The 23,688-nt window shown below is 36.2% G+C and carries 26 protein-coding genes, 1 tRNA gene and 1 riboswitch; of the genes, 13 read left to right on the top strand and 14 right to left on the bottom strand.

Annotated elements, in window-relative coordinates:
* Nucleotides 1-87 precede the first annotated feature (87 nt).
* The 5 genes from C8D70_RS17730 to C8D70_RS17710 all read left to right on the top strand — a co-directional run bounded on the left by C8D70_RS17730 (nucleotide 88) and on the right by C8D70_RS17710 (nucleotide 5,045).
* Nucleotides 88-1,380, top strand: coding sequence for a hypothetical protein (locus tag C8D70_RS17730; protein WP_110368231.1), 1,293 nt, complete (start codon nucleotides 88-90; stop codon nucleotides 1,378-1,380).
* A 76-nt stretch (nucleotides 1,381-1,456) separates the two neighbouring features.
* Nucleotides 1,457-2,380 (top strand): T9SS-dependent choice-of-anchor J family protein, encoded by a 924-nt coding sequence (locus C8D70_RS17725; RefSeq protein WP_110368184.1) that lies wholly within the window; start codon nucleotides 1,457-1,459, stop codon nucleotides 2,378-2,380.
* Between the two features lie 177 nt (nucleotides 2,381-2,557).
* The gene (locus C8D70_RS17720; protein ID WP_228402402.1) at nucleotides 2,558-3,301 is read left to right on the top strand and encodes a hypothetical protein; all 744 of its coding nucleotides are present in this window, start codon (nucleotides 2,558-2,560) and stop codon (nucleotides 3,299-3,301) included.
* Between the two features lie 6 nt (nucleotides 3,302-3,307).
* Nucleotides 3,308-4,648: a S41 family peptidase gene (locus tag C8D70_RS17715; RefSeq protein WP_110368183.1), complete on the top strand. Its 1,341-nt coding sequence runs from the start codon at nucleotides 3,308-3,310 to the stop codon at nucleotides 4,646-4,648.
* A 127-nt stretch (nucleotides 4,649-4,775) separates the two neighbouring features.
* The gene (locus C8D70_RS17710) at nucleotides 4,776-5,045 is read left to right on the top strand and encodes a hypothetical protein (protein ID WP_062670440.1); all 270 of its coding nucleotides are present in this window, start codon (nucleotides 4,776-4,778) and stop codon (nucleotides 5,043-5,045) included.
* A 675-nt stretch (nucleotides 5,046-5,720) separates the two neighbouring features.
* Here C8D70_RS17710 and C8D70_RS17695 read toward each other — a convergent pair.
* From C8D70_RS17695 to C8D70_RS17675, 5 genes are all read right to left on the bottom strand, one after another.
* Nucleotides 5,721-6,104 (bottom strand): hypothetical protein, encoded by a 384-nt coding sequence (locus tag C8D70_RS17695; RefSeq protein WP_110368181.1) that lies wholly within the window; start codon nucleotides 6,102-6,104, stop codon nucleotides 5,721-5,723.
* Nucleotides 6,105-6,171: 67 nt separating this feature from the next.
* Nucleotides 6,172-6,705, bottom strand: a complete 534-nt coding sequence (locus C8D70_RS17690; RefSeq protein ID WP_076594433.1) for a Crp/Fnr family transcriptional regulator — start codon at nucleotides 6,703-6,705, stop codon at nucleotides 6,172-6,174.
* Nucleotides 6,706-6,769: 64 nt separating this feature from the next.
* Nucleotides 6,770-6,940 (bottom strand): TetR/AcrR family transcriptional regulator, encoded by a 171-nt coding sequence (locus C8D70_RS17685; protein WP_228402404.1) that lies wholly within the window; start codon nucleotides 6,938-6,940, stop codon nucleotides 6,770-6,772.
* Between the two features lie 61 nt (nucleotides 6,941-7,001).
* Nucleotides 7,002-7,715, bottom strand: coding sequence for a hypothetical protein (locus tag C8D70_RS17680; protein WP_110368180.1), 714 nt, complete (start codon nucleotides 7,713-7,715; stop codon nucleotides 7,002-7,004).
* 127 nt (nucleotides 7,716-7,842) lie between these two features.
* Complete coding sequence (locus tag C8D70_RS17675; protein WP_076594435.1) at nucleotides 7,843-8,724, bottom strand: cupin-like domain-containing protein; 882 nt, start codon at nucleotides 8,722-8,724, stop codon at nucleotides 7,843-7,845.
* A 233-nt stretch (nucleotides 8,725-8,957) separates the two neighbouring features.
* Between C8D70_RS17675 and C8D70_RS17670 the strand changes: the two genes are divergently transcribed.
* The 3 genes from C8D70_RS17670 to putP all read left to right on the top strand — a co-directional run bounded on the left by C8D70_RS17670 (nucleotide 8,958) and on the right by putP (nucleotide 10,968).
* On the top strand, nucleotides 8,958-9,137 hold the full coding sequence (locus C8D70_RS17670) for a hypothetical protein (RefSeq protein WP_146212900.1): 180 nt from the start codon (nucleotides 8,958-8,960) through the stop codon (nucleotides 9,135-9,137).
* Nucleotides 9,124-9,279, top strand: coding sequence for a hypothetical protein (locus C8D70_RS20905; protein ID WP_181416157.1), 156 nt, complete (start codon nucleotides 9,124-9,126; stop codon nucleotides 9,277-9,279). The genes C8D70_RS17670 and C8D70_RS20905 overlap by 14 nt, the downstream gene beginning before the upstream one ends.
* Before the next feature lie 192 nt (nucleotides 9,280-9,471).
* A complete protein-coding gene (gene putP, locus C8D70_RS17665) occupies nucleotides 9,472-10,968 on the top strand; it encodes a sodium/proline symporter PutP (RefSeq protein WP_110368178.1) in 1,497 nt (498 codons plus the stop codon).
* Nucleotides 10,969-11,245: 277 nt separating this feature from the next.
* On the opposite strand, the gene C8D70_RS17660 is transcribed toward putP, so the two are convergent.
* On the bottom strand, nucleotides 11,246-12,382 hold the full coding sequence (locus C8D70_RS17660) for a tetratricopeptide repeat protein (protein ID WP_110368177.1): 1,137 nt from the start codon (nucleotides 12,380-12,382) through the stop codon (nucleotides 11,246-11,248).
* A gap of 513 nt (nucleotides 12,383-12,895) precedes the next feature.
* Between C8D70_RS17660 and C8D70_RS17655 the strand changes: the two genes are divergently transcribed.
* Nucleotides 12,896-12,980 (top strand) — tRNA-Ser (locus tag C8D70_RS17655).
* Nucleotides 12,981-13,093: 113 nt separating this feature from the next.
* Here C8D70_RS17655 and C8D70_RS21340 read toward each other — a convergent pair.
* On the bottom strand, nucleotides 13,094-13,240 hold the full coding sequence (locus tag C8D70_RS21340) for a bacteriocin-like protein (protein ID WP_410493433.1): 147 nt from the start codon (nucleotides 13,238-13,240) through the stop codon (nucleotides 13,094-13,096).
* 27 nt (nucleotides 13,241-13,267) lie between these two features.
* On the bottom strand, nucleotides 13,268-13,411 hold the full coding sequence (locus C8D70_RS20900; RefSeq protein ID WP_002980068.1) for a bacteriocin-like protein: 144 nt from the start codon (nucleotides 13,409-13,411) through the stop codon (nucleotides 13,268-13,270).
* A gap of 269 nt (nucleotides 13,412-13,680) precedes the next feature.
* Here C8D70_RS20900 and C8D70_RS17650 point away from each other — a divergent pair, with 269 nt between their 5' ends.
* From C8D70_RS17650 to C8D70_RS17640, 3 genes are all read left to right on the top strand, one after another.
* Nucleotides 13,681-14,541 (top strand): alpha/beta fold hydrolase, encoded by an 861-nt coding sequence (locus C8D70_RS17650; RefSeq protein ID WP_110368230.1) that lies wholly within the window; start codon nucleotides 13,681-13,683, stop codon nucleotides 14,539-14,541.
* Between the two features lie 51 nt (nucleotides 14,542-14,592).
* A complete protein-coding gene (locus C8D70_RS17645) occupies nucleotides 14,593-14,961 on the top strand; it encodes a VOC family protein (protein WP_076594439.1) in 369 nt (122 codons plus the stop codon).
* 102 nt (nucleotides 14,962-15,063) lie between these two features.
* Nucleotides 15,064-15,606 (top strand): hypothetical protein, encoded by a 543-nt coding sequence (locus C8D70_RS17640; RefSeq protein WP_110368176.1) that lies wholly within the window; start codon nucleotides 15,064-15,066, stop codon nucleotides 15,604-15,606.
* A gap of 85 nt (nucleotides 15,607-15,691) precedes the next feature.
* On the opposite strand, the gene C8D70_RS17635 is transcribed toward C8D70_RS17640, so the two are convergent.
* The gene (locus tag C8D70_RS17635; protein WP_076594441.1) at nucleotides 15,692-16,153 is read right to left on the bottom strand and encodes an Lrp/AsnC family transcriptional regulator; all 462 of its coding nucleotides are present in this window, start codon (nucleotides 16,151-16,153) and stop codon (nucleotides 15,692-15,694) included.
* A gap of 195 nt (nucleotides 16,154-16,348) precedes the next feature.
* Nucleotides 16,349-16,535, top strand: a riboswitch (cobalamin riboswitch).
* Between the two features lie 173 nt (nucleotides 16,536-16,708).
* On the opposite strand from C8D70_RS17635, the gene metE reads away from it, so the two are divergent.
* Entirely contained in the window at nucleotides 16,709-19,012 is a 2,304-nt protein-coding gene (metE, locus tag C8D70_RS17630; protein WP_110368175.1) for a 5-methyltetrahydropteroyltriglutamate--homocysteine S-methyltransferase, read from the top strand.
* A gap of 176 nt (nucleotides 19,013-19,188) precedes the next feature.
* On the opposite strand, the gene C8D70_RS17625 is transcribed toward metE, so the two are convergent.
* From C8D70_RS17625 to C8D70_RS17605, 5 genes are all read right to left on the bottom strand, one after another.
* Nucleotides 19,189-19,809 carry a hypothetical protein gene (locus C8D70_RS17625; RefSeq protein ID WP_110368174.1) on the bottom strand — a complete coding sequence of 207 codons (621 nt, stop codon included), beginning with the start codon at nucleotides 19,807-19,809 and terminating at the stop codon, nucleotides 19,189-19,191.
* 65 nt (nucleotides 19,810-19,874) lie between these two features.
* Nucleotides 19,875-20,477 carry a Crp/Fnr family transcriptional regulator gene (locus tag C8D70_RS17620; RefSeq protein WP_181416155.1) on the bottom strand — a complete coding sequence of 201 codons (603 nt, stop codon included), beginning with the start codon at nucleotides 20,475-20,477 and terminating at the stop codon, nucleotides 19,875-19,877.
* A 134-nt stretch (nucleotides 20,478-20,611) separates the two neighbouring features.
* Nucleotides 20,612-21,025, bottom strand: a complete 414-nt coding sequence (locus tag C8D70_RS17615; RefSeq protein WP_110368173.1) for a hypothetical protein — start codon at nucleotides 21,023-21,025, stop codon at nucleotides 20,612-20,614.
* 197 nt (nucleotides 21,026-21,222) lie between these two features.
* The gene (locus tag C8D70_RS17610) at nucleotides 21,223-22,425 is read right to left on the bottom strand and encodes an MFS transporter (RefSeq protein ID WP_110368172.1); all 1,203 of its coding nucleotides are present in this window, start codon (nucleotides 22,423-22,425) and stop codon (nucleotides 21,223-21,225) included.
* Between the two features lie 117 nt (nucleotides 22,426-22,542).
* Nucleotides 22,543-23,496, bottom strand: coding sequence for a helix-turn-helix domain-containing protein (locus C8D70_RS17605; RefSeq protein WP_076594447.1), 954 nt, complete (start codon nucleotides 23,494-23,496; stop codon nucleotides 22,543-22,545).
* Nucleotides 23,497-23,688: the final 192 nt, after the last annotated feature.

The following is a 23,688-nucleotide window of genomic DNA, read 5'->3' as shown; positions in this document are numbered from 1 at the left end:
ATCGAAGGAATAGAGAGGAAGATATTCCTGAATAAAAAACTGATCTGGTATAAAACAACACAACCGGATTTATTAAAAATTATAACAATGAAAAGACTAACTCTAATTGCAGTGGCAGCATTATCTCTTACAGCTTGTCAAAACGATCAACTGGCAGATGCATCTTCTCCATTCGAAATGAAATCTACTTCTGCTGAGTACCTTACAGCTTCTGCTCTTCCGGTAACTACCGTAAGTGGTGCTATTACTTCAAATACTACATGGAGCGGAGTAGTTGAATTAGATGGAATTGTAACCGTAAAAAATGGTGCTACATTAACAATTCAGCCGGGTACATTCATTAAAGCCAAGCCAAGCGCAAACAATACAGCTACAGGAGTTTTGGTTATTGCTAAAACAGGAAAAATCAACGCAGCAGGTACAGAAGCTCAGCCTATTATTTTCACCAGCTACAAATTGTTAGACGGAAACGAAGATACAACAGCCGCTCCTGGTGATTTCGGAGGGGTTGTTATATTAGGTGATGCGCCTACAAACACCCCATTCACAAAAACAATTGAAGGATTATCAGGTCCTGATTTCTATTACGGAGGTACCAATGCTTCTCATAACGGGGGAACATTGAAATATGTACGTATCGAGTTTGCAGGATATGATCTTTTAGCTCCGAATTCAGGTAACGAAATCAACGGTCTTACGTTAGGAGGAGTAGGAAACGGAACTACTCTGGATCATATTCAGGTATCTTTCGGAAAAGATGATTCTTTTGAATTCTTCGGAGGAACGGTAAACGCTTCAAACCTGGTTTCTTTTGCAGCTGATGATGATAACTTCGACTTCGATAACGGATATACAGGAACCATTACTTGTGCATTAGCTTTGGCAGATTACAACTCTACACACAGTCTTAGCGGAGCAAGCCCGGATTCTAACGGTATCGAGCTTGATAATAATGCAGACGGTTCTTCTACAACATTGCTGACTCATCCGGTGATCAACAACCTTACTATTATCGGTGCTAAGAATTCTTCTAAAGGCGTTTTATATGAAAACGGTATCCATATCAGAAGACACGGAAGATTAACATTAAATAACGCTGTGGTAACAGGTTATCCTGTGGGAATCAAAGTAGAAGGTACAGGTTCTGAACTTTCTTCAGCTTCAGCATACAGCACCATCCAGATCCACGGATTTACTACTTCAGTTACAGGTACAGGTACGGCAGGAATCCCTGCAGCTAATCTGGCGACTGGTACTCCTGCATCTCTTTGGGGGATGAGCCAGCCTTTCTTCAACGAAGGTGGTTGGAATGTATCTCCAAGAAACTGTGGAAACTTCCAGGGACTTTGGACAAAATACAATTTCTCCATTGTAGAATAATAAAAACTTTTAAAAAGCAGGGAACAGCACACGCTGATTCCTTGCTTTTATCTCAAAAATTTTAATCATCAGCATTATGAAAAAAATAATTTTATCATCTGTTCTGTTTTTATCCCAACTGGCTGCAGCACAGTCTCTGGTATGGGGTAATTCTTTTGATACTCCTGCCGATCTGCAGGGATGGACCTTTCATGACCTGAACAACAATGGCAACGGATGGGTACAGGGACAGAATATCTATCATAACGGAACTACCCTGGCCTATGGAACTGCCGGAGTTCTCCGCCATTCTATCAATTCGGTTCCCACTGGAAATGCTAACGGATTTACTACAGAAAATGACTGGATTATTTCTCCTCAGATTGATCTTACCAATACTACCGGGACTATTACCCTGGCGGCAAATATCGGAAGACAGAGATCTACTCATACTATTGTTGCCAGAGAGCTTTTTATCTATGTAAGCACACCGCAGAAAGAAGTTCCTACGCTATCGGATTTCCAGGCGATGACAGTAGATGCAGATGGAAATGACGTTCAGAGTATTTACAAAATACAGGTAGGTGATTCAGCCAATCCTTTTCCGGCGGATCTTACCCAGTTTGTACAGTCCCTTGTAGATCTTTCTGCTTTTGCCGGGAAAAAGATCTATATCGGAATGTGGTCAAACAGAAAAACAAGCGGAAATAACGTTCAGAACATTAATATTGATGAAATAGGAATTTATGCTACTTCATTTTTGGGAACTAAGGATGTAAAAAGAAACAAAATTGTAACACAAATAGCAGAAAACCCGGTAAAAGAATCTTTACACCTGCAGCTTAATCCGGCATTGAAAGAAAATACAACTGCAGTGAATATTTATAATGCAGCAGGGCAGAAAGTACTTACCACTCAGTATTCCGGGGTTATCCATGTGGCAGGGCTTACTGCAGGGCATTATATTGCAGAAATTACAGACGGAAAGACTACGGAAAGACTGAAGTTTATTAAAAAATAATTTTTCTGGCCTTAGAAACTGATTCTAGAAACACCAGAAATTTAAAATACAATAATGGATAGGAGTTGAAAAAATACTATCCAGAACATATCCAACTAGTTTTTTTATAATTATATATTGCCCGGCTCACGGGTTGGGCAATATTTTTAAGTTTTACAATGAAATAATTAAAGAAAGATGAATAAAATCTTCGCATTGCTACTATTTTTCACCGTACTTTTTTCATGTACAGACAACAATACAATGGAGTTGTATGATAAAGTACAGAAACCCGGAGAGGTTAATATCAAAGGATTTTCCAAACCTGATGTTCTTCAGCTGAGGTTCAACGGACAACCTGTATCTATAGATGGTAAAACTTCTTATACCAACAAAATTGAAACCCAGCTTCAGTTTGTTCTGGATCAGGGAGAAACCAATAAACTATCTGTCTATAACAATGAAACAGGTACTGAAATTGCAAAATACAATATTACATATGACAATATAAATGATTATAAAGACCTCTACTTTTTTAATCTTCCGGGAATTTATCTGCAGACCTATGCTGTAAAACCGCAGGTGAACTTCGGGAAAGTAGGTTTTGAATTTATTTTTCCCAATCTTGGCGAATTTTCCGGAACCTCACTTAAAGATGTAAAAGGTGTTCTGAAAAGAGAAAACGGAGTAGTGCTTGCTGAGTTTGACAGCATTGGGAAAGACAATTTTACTGCAGTGAAAATCTATAGTTTTTTCAGTTCAACAGCTCCTGTATACCTTGAGTTATACAAGCCGGGAACTACAGAGCCTTACGCAGGATCTAAAATGATTCAGGTGAAAATAAAACAACACACAGGTGCCAATATGATTGTTCTTCAGGAAAAAATGGAAAATGGAGAATGGGTGGTAAAAGGAGATATCGATGTAGTAGAATATCTGTAATTACGTATGAAAAATTTTTTAAAACTTCAATGTATTGCTATTGCTGTCTTTCTCATTTCGTGTACGAATACTAATGAAGAAAGCGTACCTGTTTTTCCTGAGGGAAGTACAGAATCTGTGAATCTATGGGTTCAGGACAGTATGAAAAGATACTATTACTGGGCAGATCAGATGCCAGCAAAGCCGGATTATAAGCTTCCCGTAAAAGATTTTTTCAAAACTCTGCTGTCTTCCGAGGATCGGTTTTCTTTCATGGTAAATACTGAAGATTCTTCTTCCTATCCACGATCTATAAGGAATATGTACGGTTTTGATTACACGGTTGTTCAGCTTGCCAATAATGAAGTGGTTACTGTAATTAAGCTGGTGCTTCAAAATTCTCCGGCTTTTAATTCCGGGCTGGAAAGAGGAATGATCATTACCAAAGTGAATGGAAAAGCAATGACTGCCGCGAATGCTGAAGCAATGGCTTCATCCATTAAAGATCAGACCGTTGTAGAACTTACCGTTGGAAAGTGGCAAAACGGAGGCATTGCAGAGGAAAAAAACATTACTGTTTACTATGGTTTCTCTTTTGAACAACCTGTTTTATCTAAAATTTTTGAAAAAAACGGTAAAAAAGTGGGCTATCTGTACATCTATGATTTTCCGGACGGAATGACGCAGACTTTGTACCAAAAGTTTGGGGAATTGAAAGCTGCCGGAGTAAAGGAATTAATTCTGGATCTCCGGTACAATTACGGAGGTTCAGTATCCTCTGCCGCAGCACTCTGCTCACTTATTCCTTCAGGATTATCCTCCGGCTCATCATTCATCATTTTTAAAGGAAATAAAAACGGAGGCGAAGTAAAAAGAACATTTGCCCAACAGATTACTTATGATCCCAAAGCTTTGGACTTTGCAACCTTACGCGCCAATGCATTAGGATTACAGAAAGTATTCATCCTCACATCAAACAGTACAGCCTCTGCAGCCGAAATTGTGGTGAACAATCTGAAACCATACATGCAGGTAATTCAAATAGGAGATACTACACTGGGGAAAGATATGGCAGGATTTGTAGTGGAAGACAGGCGTAAACCCAGAAAAATTTCCTGGCAGATTCATCCGGTGATTTATAAAGTATTTAATGCCAGCGGAGAAGGCGAATACAGCAGTGGAATTTCCCCGCAGATCAGTATCAATGAATTTGCCGGTCTGCCATTATTACCTTTGGGAGATCCCAATGAAACTCTTATCTCTTCTGTTCTGAACGGAGGATATTTCAAATTGCCAGCTCACGAAAAGAATGGAAATATCAAAATTTTATTTCAGAGTGATGTGCCTCCGGTTATGATGCAGCAGTAATGCGGATAGAAAGGGCAGAAAAAGAAAATTTTAACCAAACTCAAAAGTAAAATAATATATCGAATAGTAAAAGTATAAATTTTTTTACCCTTTTACCTATTCAGAAACACAATAAAATCATAAAATCATGCAGGGAATAGAACCAAAACTTCACATGAACCTGACCAGCCGTATTGAATATTACCGTCTGCTGATAGAAGCAGCGGAAGACCCTGAAAGCCAGCCTTCGGAGGTGATTACACAGATTTCAGAGCTGGGTCATCTGTATGAAGAATATCTGCTTAACAAAAAAAATCTGGAAAACAGCATTAAAAATTACCGCGCCTATCATAACGATTTGAGAAAAAAACTCACGTCAAGACTGCGGGAGCTCAGAAGAAAAGCAAGACAGAAATAAGATCAGAAATGTACTTTATCGGATGATTTTACGGTGAAATTCATACCTTTATATCATCAAGCAGAAGGATGAAGGACTTATGAATTTTATCCAGGCAGAACTTTCCGTTTATTTACAGATATTTTGGCAGTTTTCATGGCGGGAATGGATCATATTCAGTCTGATGGCTAATATTCTCCTTTACCTGTTTTCCATAGGTTTGTATGTTTTTATCGAAAAGACCTGCCGGAAAAGTCAGTTAAAGAAAAAAAACATCCTGTTACAAGATCCGATTTTTATCTTAGTCTGCTTACTGCAGCACATTTACCTTTTATCTACAAAGTTTTGCATTGAAAACATCAAGAACATGTTTTTGAGCCTTTTTGTTCTTTATCCTTTTGAAACGATAGGATTCTGAGTGATGATACTGGTTTTATTCGTTGGAAATCCTGGCGTCTGGCAGAGCGATTTTTGAGTGGTCATTGATATTTCCGGACAAAGAACCGGTTTGGGCATATAAAAAAACAGAGGCACAAAATAAAGCAGATGTAAAAATTTTCTTTACTTTTAATATTTTACATAAAAATCACAACAAAATTAGACCTCTGTTTGGTGAATGTGTTGAAGAGAAAATTAAGGTTTTCTTAAGAATTGTTAATATAGAAAAGCAATACTGAAGGGTAGTAGAGCTGTCATTTATTTTTCGGATCCTAAATCCTTTTCAGTATGATTTCCTTCTACAAGTAAAGTCAATTCATCACATCGTATAATCTGATGATTTTGGATGGTAAATTCCGCCAATACTTTATGTACCACCTTACTTCCGTCTTTTAGTGTGGATTTTGCGATGTGGTTGGTAAATATTACAGTACCGTTTTCCGCATAGTTAATGATCTCAAGTTTTTGTTCAGTTACTTTTTCTTTGAGTTTTTTGATGTGCAGAACAAATTCTTCATAGTTCAGTTGAGAATGGTCTACAAGCTGAATGTATTCCTTTGAAAAATATTTTTCAATTAATAATTCATCAAATACAGGGTTTTCTAATACTTCTTTAAATACCTGCCGGATAAAATGTTTCATAACTTTATTATTTTTAAGCAAAATTACCTTACAGATGAATGACTGAACGATAACAATTGTAAAGAAATTATCTGCGGTTGCGTATTCTGCTTAATGAAACACTTGTAATGCCAAGATAAGAGGCAATATAATGTTGTGGAAAGCGCAGAAGAAGCTCCGGTCTGTTTTTGAGAAGCTGTTGATACCTTTTCTGGGGAGAATCTCTGATAAAAGAGATCAGCCGTTTATTGATTTCACTGAAACGTTGGTAAAAAAGCGGCTGAAAAGTATGCTGGAATTCCTGATTTTCCATGAGCCTGTGAAAGTTTTCAGTGTGTAATTCGTAAACGGTAGTTGATTCCAGAGTTTCAATTACAAAATCAGATGGAATGCCATTCAGGAAGCTGTCAAAAGATGAAACAGCCTGGTTTTCTGTTATAAAATCCAAGGTAAGTTCTTTTCCGTCCTGATAGAAAAATACTCTTAACGCTCCGTTTTTTACTAGGAACATTTTTTCTGAAACTTTTCCTTCTTCAAGCAGGATTGTTTTAGCAGGATAAGTAACCTCAACCAATAAATGAAGGTCAGTTTTCAAGAAAAAGTGAAGATCCGGAATGTGCATATATGAAGGATTAATGGGAGGCGTTCAGTAAATCCTGTACAATTATTTTACATTTTTTATCAATTCATTCGATCTGTAAAGCTGGCTGTTCATTTTTAGATTTAAAATACTGGTAGAAACTGGCCTTGGATACATTAGCTTTGTCAATAATTTGATTAATCCCCGTATTGTTGTAACCTTGTCTATGGAAGAACACCATAGCATTGCTTACTATTCTTTCGCGAGGTTTGGGCATGTTATAAACTTTTTACAAATGTAGAAATAAACAGACTGGTATGTTTGAAAATACATTAATTTTAAATAAATACCATGGTATAATAAAGCTGAACGACGAAGAAAAGTACTGTAAAAAACCATAGAATATAAGGGTGGTAGCTGAAATTATTCTTGAGGATATAGTGTAAAGCTTTGAAAAGCTTGAAAATCCCGATAATTGCAATGATGATAAAAACCAGAAAAGCCGTAAAAAATATATAATCTCTTGTTCCATGGTTTTTTATCTTACCCAGGTTGTCAACATAAGCATCTACATTCATAGTTTGTCCCAGAAACATAGCCGAGCTGATTAATATAAAAAGAGGGGTAGATGTATACACCGTTGTATAAATAAAAGAAAATAATAACGTCCGGAAGGTGACTGTATTCACTTTTTCTTTTTTATACCATAATATAACAACAGTAAATACTACCGCAGTAATATTATTCATCAAAAATATAAAGAGCGCTTTTTCTACCATGCTTAGCCCTTTGATTTTGGAAATAATATTGTGCTGACCACCATAATCCATTAAAAGTACCGAAACAATCACAGAGGTATAAACAGAAAGTTTGATAGGAGAGAGGAAGTCGTGAAAGCGTTCAGTCTCTTCTTTTTCCATCTCGTGAACAGACAAATCATAGCAGCGACGGGGATCGTGAAACAATTTGAAGATGGTTACGGGAACCAGCAATATTTCAATAATAATCTGCAGGCACAGCTTTTCAAAACTATCAATCAACTTTTCAAACATATAGAAGGATATTAAGGGAACGTTTTTGCAATTTAACTAATTTTTGTATTACATCTTAAAACATAATAAAAAAGTGGATGACTCATGTTAAATCATCCACTCATTTATTATCTAAAAAAGCGTATCACTATTTCGGAAGTCCTTTTTTTAAAGCAATATGGGCCTTTTCTACGGCTTTTCTTTCTTTCCAGTCCATATACCTTTTTTTGTATCGACCTTTCATAAAATTATCAAAATTACGCTGAACGGCAAGATTCCAAAGAGAATGTGCCTTTACAGCCCAGCTTTTATCCCATGCACGCAGTGAAATAGAGAAAGATCCATCCAGATATTTCATCCAGTGCCACCAACCTGTAGGCATGAATAAAGTATCTCCATGCTCCAGGAAACACTCAATTCCTTCTATACCATCCAATGCCGGGAATTTCTCAAAATCAGGATTGGAAATATCATAATCTTCCAGTGCATAGGTGGCATAAGGAAGCTTATACAGACGTGTTTTCCATTTGTATTCAAACAGAAGGACATGTTTTCTTCCATTGAAGTGAGTGTGGAAAATATGTGGCATGTCGATATCGTAATGAAGGAAAGTTACAGAACCTTTACCTCCGAAAAACATACTTGGATATTTATCTAAAAATCCACCCATAAGGTTTTTTGGCGGAACATAGTCGTCCAAGAGTTTGGGGGCAAATTTTATAGGATCAAAGAAGAAAATTCTCAGATCAGTAGGCTCTCTCTGAATAAGGTCCACATAATCACGGAAGGGCATTTTCGTAGTCGGAGTATTGATAGGGGCGGCAGGATCTGCTTTGGCACTGTCATAAAGGGGAACTTCAACGTCGCCTACTACTTCTTTCATGTAATCCATCGTCCATTTTTGATAGGCGGGCCACTTTCTTGCCATATTTCTGATTACCACTGGCTTACATGGCTTTAGATATTTTTCACGGAAATCTTCTTGTGAAATGTCATCTACAATATCAATTGGTTTAAGGATTATTCCCATTCGTTCAAATTATTAAGCTAAAGTATTAAATATTTATGACAAAAAAATGGAAAGAATTAAAATTATTTGGAATTAATATAAATAAATGATAAGGCACCAATTTTAGCTCCGTTTTTTTGAGTTATTATGATATGATTTTATCTTCAGTTCTTTTAAAATCTATAGTGTTTATAAGGTAAAAGATATTTGTAAAATACAATAATTGTATGTATAATTGCTGTATTAAAATAACCATGAAACGTTTTACTACCATTATTTTTTCACTCGTATTTGCAACTGCTTTTTCACAAAAATCAACCAGGATTTTTACTTCAGATATTGATAACTTTTGGGTGGCTTATGACAGCATCCAAAAAACAAATGATTACTCCGGAAAGCTGGATCTTATGAATAGCAGGGATGGAAAACAATAATAAAACTTTGCTGGTATTAGTAGATCTTAAACCCAATAAAGAGTATGAGTTTATACTTACCAATAAAGGCTTTATTTCTAAAGAAGGGTATCTCCTGAAAGATGAGAAGTTTCTTATCAGGTTTAAAACCGGCAATAAGTAGTTTTTTCGTAAGTGGATATTTAATAATTGGGATGTGAGAATGAATTTCGTTTATCTTTGGTTTTATTGTTTTTAATGTCTTAAAGTTTTATTGATTTTCTGGTTTTTTAGACTTTTCATGAGATTTTAGTGATAGAAGAAAATTCACTCTTTTTCAAAAAAAAAGTATATTCGGCTTCGTAAAAATAATGATATGCAAGTATATGAAGGGATTTCTGTGGGGTTGTATCTGTTACTAATGATAGGTATAGGCATATATTCTTATAGAAAATCAACAAGTAATTCAGAAGAATTTCTAATTGGCGGCCGAAAAATGGGAGCTGCCGTAACAGCATTGTCTGCGGGAGCGGCTGATATGAGCGGCTGGCTTTTGATGGGAGTTCCGGGAGCAATGTATCTGTCCGGAATTTCAAGCTCCTGGATTGCGATAGGGCTAACCATTGGTGCTTATCTCAATTATATTATTGTAGCACCAAGACTCAGAATTTATACGGAGGTGGCACAGAATGCCATTACGTTACCTGTATTTTTTGAAAACAGATTTAAAAATAAAAATCAGCTTCTGAAGATCACGTCGTCTGTTTTCATTCTGGTATTTTTTACCCTGTACACTTCTGCAGGAATGGTATCCGGAGGAAAACTATTCGAATCCGCTTTCGGAATGGATTATACGGCAGGCTTACTCCTGACAAGTCTGGTCGTAGTACTGTATACATTTCTAGGCGGATTTCTGGCAGTAAGTCTTACTGATTTTGTACAAGGCACCATCATGGTACTGGCATTGGTGATTGTTCCGATTGTAGCGATTACCCAGATCGGAAGCGTGGGAGAGACATTCTCTCTGATTGAAGCAAAAAATCCAAAATATCTGGATTTGTTCAGAGGAACAACAACCGTAAGTATTGTTTCTTTATTGGCATGGGGATTAGGATACTGTGGGCAGCCCCATATTCTGGTACGTTTTATGGCCATTGATAAACCAAAAGATCTGATCAAAGCAAGACGTATAGGAATTACATGGATGGTCTTTACTGTTGCCGGAGCCTTGGCCATAGGATTGGTAGGAATCGCTTATCTGCAAAAGTTCGACATGACTATGATGTTGAAATTTGACGGATCAAAGACGGAAGCAGAAACTATTTTCATTTATTTCTCCCGTATATTATTCCATCCGTTTATTGCGGGGTTTTTACTTACAGCAATTCTGGCAGCGGTAATGAGTACTATTTCTTCTCAGTTATTGGTAACTTCAAGCTCATTAACAGAAGATATTTATAAAGCTTTTCTGAATAAAAAAGCAACTTCTAAGCAATTATTAATGGCGAGCAGACTTTCTGTTTTACTTGTAGCGGTCATTGCGGTACTTTTATCCCTCAACCCTAAGGATAGTATTCTTAATCTTGTTGGAAATGCATGGGCTGGCTTTGGTTCTGCATTCGGACCATTGATCCTGCTGTCTCTTTTATGGAAAAAGGCAACATGGCAGGGAGGTTTTGCCGGAATGATGGTAGGAGGAATTACTGTATTAGCCTGGGTCTATCTTCAGCATCCACTGAAAGACTGGTACGAAATCATTCCCGGGTTTACACTTTCTTTATTAACCAATGTGATCGTTTCTTTATTCACTTATAAGCCAGATGATGTGATTGAAAAAGAGTTTAATGAAGTTCAAAAGATTATGCAGGAGTAATATAGAAAGCTTTGCAATGACATAACAATGATATACCCTTACCAAACGGCAAGGGTTTTCGTTTTTCTGAGGCTATTATATTGTTATATGATAATTTAGCTTTTGTATACTTACTTTTAATAATAAACATAATAAGTGCCGGGATAAAATCTATAATGCTCGGTTATATTATATTTTCAATACCATGATGAGCAATCCGGCCTCTTCCAGACACACATCATAAACATCATGGATATAAAATGACTTCTCGTCACAAAATTCTGCATTATTTTTTGTATTATTTTAGGACAAGCATTCTTCCTTTTGCATAGGCAATCTGGTCTTTTTCCTTTTCCTGGTCAGGATTATTTTTGAGGTACATCTGATAGTATATTGCTGCATTCTTAGGCTGTTTCAGGTTGAGATCATACAGAAGTCCTAAACGGTAATAAATAATATTGCTGATCCCAAAAGTCAATCCCTTTTTATAAGCGGTTAAAGCCTCATTATACTGGTTTTTAGCTTCATAAATGCCTGCCAGCGCAGCATAGTAAAGATTGGTATGGTCTGAAATAGCTTCATCAATAGTCTTTTGCGCATAGATTGCAGCATTGTTATAATCTTTCAGTTCACGATAGCTCAGTGCCATAAAATATAATGTGCCTTCATTTTGTACTCCCATATCTTCCAGCATTTTGTAAAGCATAATGCATTTCTGATAATCTTTTATATAAAAATAAGCCTGTCCCATATCGTTCATTACATTAACATCAGCATGATTTTTCAGGAGCTTTTCACCAATTTCAATTACTTCCGGATACTTGGTTAACTGATTGGCAACAGGTAGCAGAGCCTGCTGTAAAGTGAAATTTTCAGTATCGGCAGCAATCGCTGTTTTCAATACATCATAAGCAGGCAGATATTGTTTGAGACCGCTGTAGGTAATGGAAAGATCATAAGCCACATCAGGGTCGGTAGAATTAAGGGCATTGGCTTTTTTGAGATAATTAAGTTTAGATTCAGGCGTTTCTGCATAGATAGCAAGCTGTTTATAAGCATTGAAATTAAGACTGTCAATTTGAATGATCTGCTGAAGATAATTCCTGGCATTAGAAGCATTTCCCCGTCTGGAATTAATACTGGCCAAACTGAATAAAGTAGGGAGATTATTGGGTTGAAGAGTGTTTATTTTCAGATAACTTTTCTCAGCTTCCGGAAGTTTTCCGGCCATCATATGACAATAAGCTATTTGTGAAAGAGCCTTTATATCCTGTGTATCTCCGGAATATATGGTCTGAAGATATTGGGCAGCATCAGCATAACGTTGTGTTTCATAATATTCAAGAAGCTTTTCAGTATCAATTTTTGCAGATTGAGCCGTGATATTGTTAAATGCTGACATAATAATACACAAACATATTCCTATTTTCATCATGGTTATTTTTTAACTAAAATATTGCTTATTTAATAAGCTTCCAAATTATGGACTCACATATTGGGGATTTTTTTAACCTTAAACCAGATATTATTAGATTTCTTACACTCACTTTACAGAAGAAGCTAAAGCGGGAGATATGGAAATAAAAATTGTCCGGTCATTCCTTGATTATTATGGGGAAAATAAGAGAAATAACCATATTTACTGAAACCATTGATGATCAGATGAGACTTTAGCCATAATAAAATATGAAATCCATCACAGAGCAGAATTATATATCTGTCTGAATCTTATAAAATTATTTAAAAAAAATTAGTGAAGTAGAAATGTTTCATGTGTGTATCTAAATGTTTGATGTTGAGTTCTTAATATTCATATTTTCTTTTGCTGGGAACAGAACTGTCTCTTTAAAACTCCGGAAATCCGAATTTTATTGAAGAAATATTTTGTCAGTAATAAAAAACTTTCTATATTTGCACCACTGAAAACAACGGTATTACCGGAGTTAAAGGAGAGTTGGCAGAGTGGTCGATTGCGGCAGTCTTGAAAACTGTTGACTGTAACAGGTCCGGGGGTTCGAATCCCTCACTCTCCGCTAAAAAACCCTTAAATCAATTGATTTAAGGGTTTTTTTACATTAGTAACTAGCAATAAAAAGCCCTGCAATTCGCAAAATTACAGGGCTTAGTATGAGAATAGATTCTTCTCTTAGCTTAAAATCTCACATGGCGCTACACAATACACCCAAGGGCATCTTTTGATTTCCGGGGGTGGGCAACACGCTTCAGAGCAGGTTGCTGCTCCGCCATTAATACTTTTCAATTGGTCTCTTGAAATTTTTTTAGAATTTTTCATAGTCAAGTAATTGCGTTAAACTTAAAATTAAGGCTGGTTTCCGCCACCACATCCGTCGTAAGGCATACATTGCCACTTACCACCAATTAAACATAGCTGACCGCCTCTGCAGTCAATTCCCCCCTTAATTGTTTTCAGTTCCTGTCTTTCGATTTTCTTTAAATTTTTCATAATAATTTTTACGTTTAGCTTAATTCGAAATTAATGAAATTTTATCAACTATCGTAGAATTATTAAAAAAAATATTTATTTTATTTTTTCAATTGCAGTATTTTTTATGTTTATTTCATAAAACTAAGTAAAATTATTTTTTTTGCGTAAGCTTTGAAACGGCTTCCCAAAGAGTTCTCTCATTTTCATAAAATCTTGTCCTGTGACAAGTCCGTTTTCCGATCGGATTGGTAACTTTGACTTAATATTAATCCTCTAAATCTTATATGATGAAAAGTTTATTTAGATTCTCAGCAGTATTGTTCTTCATTATTATTCTTGCCAACTCTCAGGTATATGGACAAAAAATAAAACCTGCTGAAAGCGGTTATGCACCTGTTAATGGCATCAAAGTCTACTACGAAGTCTATGGCGAAGGAAAACCTCTTGTTTTGCTACATGGTGCCTTTATGACAATCGATATGAATTGGGGGGAGCTGATCCCGGAATTGTCTAAAAACAGAAAAGTAATTGCACTTGAATTACAGGGACATGGACATACTCCTTTTTCCGAAAGGAAATTATCACATGCTACTTTGGCCAGTGATGTAACAAAGGTAATGGACTATCTGAAAATTGATAAAGCAGATGTTGCAGGCTACAGTTTTGGAGGAGAAGTGGCCTATCAGATGGCTATACAAAGTCCGGAAAAACTTAGCAAACTGGTTATTATCTCATCAACCTATAAAACCCAAGGCTGGCTGCCTGAAGTGAATAAAGCCCTGGAAGGAATGAAGCCTGAACTCTTTACAAACAGTCCCATGCATACCGCCTACAATGCTGTAGCACCTGATAAAACAAAATGGCCTAAATTTCTGGAGCAGATGATGGCTTCTGCCGGACAGCTTTTCGACCTTGGCGATGATAATGTTTCTAAAATTCCGGTACCGGTTTTAATTATAGCCGGTGATAATGATGGACTGGATAAAACAGAACTTACAAAAACCTATAAATTATTGGGAGGTGACGTTTTTGCAGACATGGGTGCAATGCCAAAATCTCAGTTGGCTATTGCTCCGGGGCAAACCCATGTAAGTCTGATGATGCAGACGGCAATGATTCTAAACTATCTGAATGGCTTTTTGAAATAATTAAGGCCATTAGAGGGTTGAAATCTATTTATAACGTTCAAAATCTACAAAATGAATACAAAATTTGAAGCAGGAATTAATATTGCTATAAAAATTCCCAAAAATAAATACGAAAAAACAGTTGCTTTTTACCGGGATATTTTAAAATTGGAGGTTGAGGAAAAACCAATACAAAATCCCACTGTTTCCAGAACACATGAAGTAAAATTTGGACATAATATGATATGGCTGGATTGTGTAGACAATTACACTCATTCTGAAACATGGCTTCAGCTCACCGTACCCGATGTAGAAGCCGCTACACAATATCTGCTGTCAAACGGTATGGAAACCTGTGACGAAATTGAAGAACTTCCTGAAAATATGCACTGGATTACCGATCCTGCCGGCACCGTATTCAATTTGCAGGAAAGAAAATAGTAAAAAACAGAAATACAATGTGTAAGAATTGCTTAAAATGAGGCTGTATCCAAAATTTTAATACCTTTAACCATCAAATCCTTAAAATTTTATAATATTCTCATGCAGAAAAAACCATTCAATTTTATTGCAACCATACTTTTTCTGGTAGTAAGTGTGACTGTATTTTCACAAAAAACAGCCGCTTTGGGTTCTTTATTGGATAGAAATTCAGAATTTATATTCCCGCAAGCTCCTGATAAAATCTCAAAAGCGTTGAACGTAAAAGCCATCTTTTATGAAGATGCCAATGAAGAAAAATATGCCAAATGGCCCATTAAAACAGGGCTGGAACTTTATTGCAGCTTGGGAAAAGATAATACTGTGAATGAGATGTTTTTTGTTGCTTCAGATAATAAACCTGTAATTGTTGAGGGACTTCCTTTTGGTCTTGTTCTGAATAAAAGTACATTACAGGACAGTAAAACGAAGTTCAGGAAGTACAATGCCAAAACACAGAAATTAGCAGCAGACAGTGAATTTCCAGATGGATCAAAACTGGTTTTTAAAAAAGGAAAACATTATGCAACATTATTTTTCGACAGCAAAAACCTTTTAAAATCATTAGGACTTACAGAAGAAATGATTGATCCGGCAGCTAATTAACCTAAGGGAGGCTTCAAAACAATATAAGACCTGTCATTATCTGGCGGTGTTTTATTCTTATAATGAAGCCCTAATATAAATTTAATTATATTGTTAATCCATAGTTGTTTTTTACCTCAGCCATCACAAAAGTACTGTGAGTGCTGCCTATAGAATCTACAGATCCCAGCTTGTTAAATACAAAATCCTGATAATGTTTCATATCTCTTACCTGAACTTTCAGAAGGAAATCAAAATCTCCGGAAATATTGTAACATTCGGCAACTTCTTCAATTTCTAAAATTTCTTTTACAAAATCATAGCCTACAGACCGGTCGTGAATTTTGAGCTTGATCTGGCAGAAAACCGTAAATCCGCGGTTCAGTTTTTCAGCATCGAGAATGGCTGCATACCTTTTGACAAAACCTTCCTGTTCAAGCCTTTTTACCCTTTCAAAAACCGGAGAGGTAGAAAGGTTCACTTCTTTTGCAAGTTCCTTAACGGTCAATTTTGCATTTTTCTGGAGCAGCCTGAGCAGCTGTAAATCCTTATTATCGAGTTGTTCCACAGAATATTATTCTTTTAAATGATTAAAACAGTCAAATCTACAGAATTATATGCTCTTAATTTTATTTTTAAAAGTTTAATTTGCTTAATTATTTATTGTGAATTGTATTTTTATTCGGTATTCCTAATTTTACACAAAATTAAAAACTTTTACTGATAATCTTTGTTAGAGGTAAAAGTACAGTTCTTTGCAGATACTTCATCAAACAGGAAAGGTTTTACTTAAGGTAGATTAATAGGGAATCGTGTGCAAATCACGAGCTGTCGCGCAACTGTAAGTAACATGCCAAAAGTTTCTGTCCTTGCATATCCACTGCCAAAAACGGGAAGGATGACGGAAACTGTTACAAGTCAGGAGACCTGCCTTTACTGAATTGACAATGCTTTCGCGGGCTGAAGCTTTTGGGTCATACAGATGATATATCAGATATGTATTTTCTCTCAATTGGAAATGCATTGCCTGCTATATCATTATTTCCTGAAATTTCCTCCGCAAAAACATAACGAAGCATTTTAAAGGACTTTCACAATAAGTTTAATTAAAAAGTTTAAAAAAATGCAAACTCACATCCTTGGCTATCCGCGTATTGGTAGCAAAAGAGAACTCAAAAAAGCCTGCGAGCAGTATTGGTCAGGTAAAATCCTTCTGGAAGAACTTTTGAACACCGGAAGAACTATCTGTACCCAAAACTGGAATATCCAGAAAGAAGCAGGGATAGATCTTATCCCATGCAATGATTTTTCATACTATGATCAGGTATTGGATATGAGCCTTGTGGTAGGAGCAATTCCTGCACGGTATCATGAAGTAGTGCTTAAAAAAAACAATACTGAGCTTGATCTTTATTTTGCCATGGCAAGAGGCTATCAGAAAGACGGATTGGATATTACTGCCATGGAAATGACCAAATGGTTCGATACCAACTATCATTACATCGTTCCGGAATTTTATAAAAACCAACAGTTTAAGCTGAGTTCAGATAAAATTTTCAATGAATTTGCAGGAGCAAAACAAGCTGGAATCAATGCGAAACCGGTTATTATCGGGCTGGTTTCTTATCTGCTATTAGGAAAAGAAAAAGAAGAAGGATTTGATAAGCTGGATCTGGCCGCAAATATTCTTCCAGTCTATATAGAGATTTTAACCAAGCTTCAGGAGCAGGGTGCAGAATGGATTCAGTTTGATGAACCTTTTCTGGCATTAGATTTAACTGAAAAAGCCAAAGAGACCTATCATTCTGTGTATGCCGAAATCAGAAAACGATTTCCAAAACTGAAATTTATTGTAGCCACTTATTTCGACGGATTAAAAGATAATGCATCACTTGCCGTTTCACTTCCTGTGAATATATTGCATGTTGATCTGGTGAGAAATCCTGAACAGCTGGATGATATTCTGAATAATATTCCGGAAAATTTAAGCCTTTCATTAGGGGTAATTGATGGTCGGAATATATGGAAAAATGATTATGAAAATTCGCTGTCTTTCATTACAAAAGCTGTTGAAAAATTAGGATCTGAAAGGATTTTGATCGCTCCATCATGTTCATTGCTTCATTCACCTTGTGATCTGGATTTTGAAACCCATCTTAACCCGGAAATTAAAAGCTGGCTGGCTTTTGCTAAACAAAAAGTAAAAGAAGTAGTAACACTTAAAGAACTTGTTTCCAGAAAAGAAAATGAACAGATTCTTGAAGCATTCGCAGAAAATAAAAAAGCAATTGAAAGCAGAAGAACTTCTTCTCTTATTCATAATCACCAGGTAAAGCAAAGAGCAAATGCTGTTTCTGAAAAAGATGCTCAGAGAATAAACCCTTTCAAAATCCGTAAAAAAGAACAGCAGGAAGTATTGCAGCTTCCTTTATTCCCAACCACTACAATAGGGTCATTCCCGCAAACCACAGAGGTAAGAAGCTGGAGAGCGAAATTCAAAAAAGGGGAACTGACCGCAGAACAGTATGATACTTTACTGAAAGAAGAAACTCATAGAACAATCGGCTGGCAGGAAGAAATTGGTATCGATGTACTGGTTCACGGAGAATTTGAGCGTAACGACATGGTAGAATACTTCGGAGAACAGTTGGAAGGATTTGTATTCACTAAAAACGGATGGGTACAAAGCTACGGAAGCCGCTGTGTAAAACCTCCGGTGATCTTCGGCGACGTTTCCCGCCCGGCTCCGATGACGGTTTATTGGTCCCAATATGCCCAATCCCGGACTGAAAAATGGGTAAAAGGAATGTTGACAGGCCCGGTTACCATTTTGCAGTGGTCTTTTGTCCGTGATGACCAGCCCCGTTCAGAAACGTGTAAGCAGATTGCTTTGGCTATTCGTGACGAGGTGGTAGATCTGGAAAAAGCAGGAATCAGAATTATTCAGATTGATGAGCCTGCCATAAGAGAAGGTCTTCCATTAAGAAAAACCGACTGGCAGGACTATCTGAAATGGGCTGTAGAAGCTTTCAGAATTTCAGCAAGCGGAGTGGAAGATGCTACCCAGATCCATACGCATATGTGCTATTCAGAATTCAATGATATTATTGAAAATATTGCCGATATGGATGCCGACGTGATTACGATAGAGTGTTCCCGCTCTCAGATGGAACTGCTGAACGCTTTTGCAGACTTTAAATATCCGAATGAAATTGGTCCGGGAGTATATGACATCCATTCACCAAGAGTACCATCGAAAGAAGAAATGATTGAACTGCTGAGAAAAGCTCAGAATGTAATTCCTGCCAATCAGCTTTGGGTAAATCCGGACTGCGGACTGAAGACCAGACACTGGGACGAAACTGAAAAAGCTTTAATAGCAATGGTTGCCGCCGCTAAAGAAGCCTCAGTAGAATATGCGGTCTAGAAAAATTTAAAATAATTAGATTCAATAATTCAGATCGTGTTATGATTTTCATAGCACGATCTGTTATTTTAATAATTAAAGTATAGTTAAGAACCATTCTGACTTAAAATTTAAGCAAACTGTCTTCATAATCTTAACATCTTAATAGTTAAAAAAAAGTTGGAACGTCTTCATTTTTAAAAGTTATATTTTACAAATGCCCCGATATTTTCCAGGGTCTTTTTTCCGTTATTAAACTGATCAAAATTGGAAGCAAGTCCGTACATCATTTTATCCTGTTTTACTCCCAGTCTTATAAACTGAAGGCCTCTGGGATATCCGCTGTTATCCAGGTTTCCAATAGCCAGAACACTGAAATATCCCTTGAAATTTTCTGTCAGATAAGGTGTGTACTCAAAAGATACAGACTGTTCCAGAGAAAATCCTTTCTGATAAGTGGTTCCTATAGAGTAGGACAGATAATAGGAAGGACGGATAATTTTGTACTGTAGATAAGCACTGAAAAATGCTCCGGGATTTTTCATTCCAAATGCCGCATTGGCACTCAGCCTTTTGGTAAGATGATACGAAAGGGTATTTCTGATGAAGAATATGTTTTCTTTATCCTTGGTATATTCTGTATCAAACAGGGTAAGATTGTTTAATTTCAACCGCTCATTCAGCTGATAATTGACATTGTGCATATAAGTATAGGAACGGTTTCCCAAAACCAGATCAGGAGTATAGGAAATCTTCTGTGCATTCAGGCACATAGAAGCTGATGCAAGAGCTGTTATGGCGATAAATTTAGCCTTCATATTTCACTCATTAAAATTCTGTGAGCAAAATTATTCAGGCCGGAACGGAATAAACTTAAGAAATCTTAAGAAACGTCAGACAGGTGTTTTTTTCTCAGATAGCTCAGATATTCTACAGTTATTCCAAGGTAGGAAGCGATCATGTATTGAGGAAAACGCTGCTCGATATTACGGTAAGTAGTGACAAATGTTCTGTATTTGGTGTAGGCATCAACACGGGAATGTTCAAAGGTTCTTTCCTGTAAAGTAACATAGGCAGACTGCATTTTCAGACGCCAGAATTCTGAAACAGCAGCAACTTCTTTATATAATAGTTCCAGATTATTTTTACTGATCTGTATGATAATGCTATCCTCATTAGCCTGAATAAACATTCTTGAAGGCAGCCCGCTAAGATAGCTGTAAAGATCATTTACCCACCAGTTTTCAATCCCCAGCTGAGTGGTATTTTCTTTTCCCTTTTCATCAATATGATAAGCAGACAGGCTTCCCTTTGCAATGAATCTCATATGCCTGGAAACCTGCCCCTCACGAAGCAGAAAATCTTTCTTTTTAAGCTGTATTATTTCCAATTTGGAAGTAATACAGTCAATATCTTTATCTTCTAAGGTAACTATTTCTTTAAAATGTTCTATCAGCTGTAAAAGGATTGGATCTGTATTTATCATTAGATTTTGTACGTATAGCGGCAGGTACAAATTTACGTAAATATTAAATTAAGGGATTGTATGAATCGATTGTATATAAGAAGACCACAATTTACAATATAAATTGTGGTCTTCAACAGCTAAGGACTATTTAACTACGATTCTGTTTTCAAATAACCATAATGCAAAGATGTTTCTTTTCCGAATAAACTTGAGAAAATATTCTGAAATTCATGAATGTATTTACATTTTATAGCATTTCCATATATTTTAAGTCCTTCCATTATTTTTCTGGAACTCAAGTCTATATCATATTTTATAAAGGCTTCCGGTCTTTCATACCGTATACTCTGGTCTGAACTGTCTGTCCTTGAAAATCCGAGCTTTTCAAGCCATTCTTCCGTTATTTTAATCGGTTTGATTGCTGCTGCCGGTACTGAAATACTTTGAATATCATTTTCAATTTTAACAAAATAAGCCTGTTCGACATTTTGAAAGATCTCAGTAATGGTATAAATCTGATTTTTATACTCAACCAAGTTCTTGATTTTTAGATCTGCTACGTTCATAATATTTTGACTTTAAATGGTGATATGGTCTCTGGTAAAATAGCAAATAGTATGCCCGACATTGTATTGTTATGCCGTGTTTTGGGAAAGATTAGGTTAAATTTTCGATATGAAAATTTAATAATACGTTAAAATAGTACGTTTATTAGCGAATTATCACATGAATATGAAATATAGAGTGTGGTATGTATGTGGTACTAGTTTTTTATTCCTGCTTTTGGAGCTGTATTAAAATTGGTCAGAAGAAGGGCGGTTATAACAGATATCATAAGAACTGCTATGAAAACGGTCCATGAATAGGCATGAAGCAGATAACCGGTACCACTTCCCAGAATGCTTGAGCCAAAATAATAAAACAGCCAGTAGATAGATGTGGCTGAAGATTTCCCACGTTTGGAATACAAAGCTGTCATCTGGCTGGCCATGGTATGTGCAGCGAAAAATGAAAGGGTAAAAAGCCCAAGTCCGAAAATAAGGATATAAATATTTTCAGATAATAGTAGGGAGGTTCCGGTAAGCATGGACAGAATAGAAGCCTTCAGAATGCTATTCATAGGAAATTTTCTTGAAAGACGGCCTACAATCATCGTTCCGAAAACTCCAAAAATATACATCAGAAAGATAAAAGCAATGATAAAGTGGCTTAATGAAAAAGGGCTTGCTTCCAGTCTGAATGTAAGGTAATTATAAGCGCTTACAAAAACTCCCATCAGTAATGCTGCGGTACAATATAAGCGAAGCATATAAGGATTGGTAAGGAAAAACTTCATCTGTTTTACCTTAAGATAATAATCCGTTTTCTGTGGATTGAAAAATTTTGACTCCGGAAACAGTTTCCAGAATACAACACCGAGAATAAAACTTTCTATGCCAATCAGAAGAACAGCATTCCGCCAACCAAATTCCCCTGCAAACAAGGTAGCCATTATCCTTCCGCTCATTCCTCCAATTGTATTGCCACTGAGATACATGCTGATGGCGGCTGGTACTACCAACGCATCCACTTCTTCTGTAAGATAAGCGAGAGCAACTGCAGAAACCCCGGAAACAACGAAGCCTTTCAGAACTCCGATAGCAATAAGGAGGCTTAAGTCTGGAATCCAGGTAGAAACAATAGTTAAGGTTGCAGATGAAATTAACGAGAAAACCATGAGATTTTTTCTGGAATAACTGTCGGCTTTAAAAGCAAAAAACAGTAATCCCAATGCCATACCTATTGTAGATGATGATACCAGCAGGGAAGTATCACCTACAGATACCCCAAACTGTTCTGCAGCCATAGGCAGCATCGGCTGGAAAAGATAAAGCTGTGCAAAAACCGAGAGTCCTGAAAAAAAAATACAAAGTTTTATAGATTGGAAACGTGAGCTTCCCTTAAGAGCTTTTTCAGATGAATTCATGATTTTTTGCAATTAAAATGCAGTGGTTTGACAGAAAATTAAGTTCTGTAAATTTCCTGATTATTTTCGGAATTTAAAAATCATTATCGCAATGATATTGATTGGTGAAACAAATCATTAAAGCTGCAAACTGCTGATGTATTCTGAAGGAGTAATATTTTCCATCTGCTTGAATACCCGGTTGAAGGTAGACTGATTGGAGAATCCTGCATCAGTATAAATATACATGAGGGTTACTTTTTCAAGATCATTTTCCTTGAGAAGTCTTTTTACACATTCAATCCTGTGCATATTTAGATAATTATTGAAGTTGGGATATCCTTTAGCACGAATTGATTTTGAGATATAACTACTGTTGATTTCTATTTCCGCGGAAAGCTTGGAAATATTAAAATTAACGTCTTTATAAAGCTGTTTTTCTCTCATCACAGATTCAATTTTTTCAAACAGTTCATCTGCAAAAGGAGCTTTCTCTGCCACAGAAACCGGTTGAATTACAGCACTAGCATTCTTTTCTTCAATTTCATGGTAAATTTCAACTCGTTTTATTTTATCCTTAAAATAGAGCAGGAGTGATATTACGGCTACATTGGAAATCATAAGGATGGTGTCGGTAATTCTCACATCTTCAGGCCGGTGTATCGGAAATTTAAAACTGAAGGTTTTGGAAATAAGATATCCTATAATAATATTCAGCAAAACAAACATACTGTAAATAAATACATACTTTCTTGAAAAAAAGACATAGGCTGCCAGAGGAATGGGAATAAGCCATACAAAACTTGCTATAGAATTGTTCCAGAAAGCCAGCATGATGTAAAAATTATAAAGTGTTGCAATAATAATGTAAGAATGCACCATTACATTAACCGAATAGGTTTTACGAACAATCAGATAAGTATAAACCAGTAAAAAAAGTCCTCCAAAAAGATACCATGCCATTATTTTATCCGGAATGATAAAGGTAAATATCAATCCAAATAGGGCAAGAATCACAGACATCAGAATATTATAATAATACACCAGCTGTCTTTTGTACTGTTCAATTTTTATGTCTTTTTCGGTAATCATTTGTGGCGGTAGGTAATTTAAATCATTTCAATATGTTTTATAAAAGTCAAATATCAAAAGATGACTGATTTAATATGTTGGTTATTAGTTGTTTGTGTTTTGTAAAACTGTTTCCGGTTTTTCATTGATTATTCGTGAATTTGATTTATTAATGTAGATAACTTTGCACCAGCTAGCTCAACATAGGCTGAT

Origin of the sequence: Chryseobacterium sp. CBTAP 102, from assembly GCF_003201365.1 — a bacterium.
Lineage (GTDB): Bacteria > Bacteroidota > Bacteroidia > Flavobacteriales > Weeksellaceae > Chryseobacterium > Chryseobacterium candidae.
This window is presented reverse-complemented; position numbering and strand designations above follow the sequence as displayed.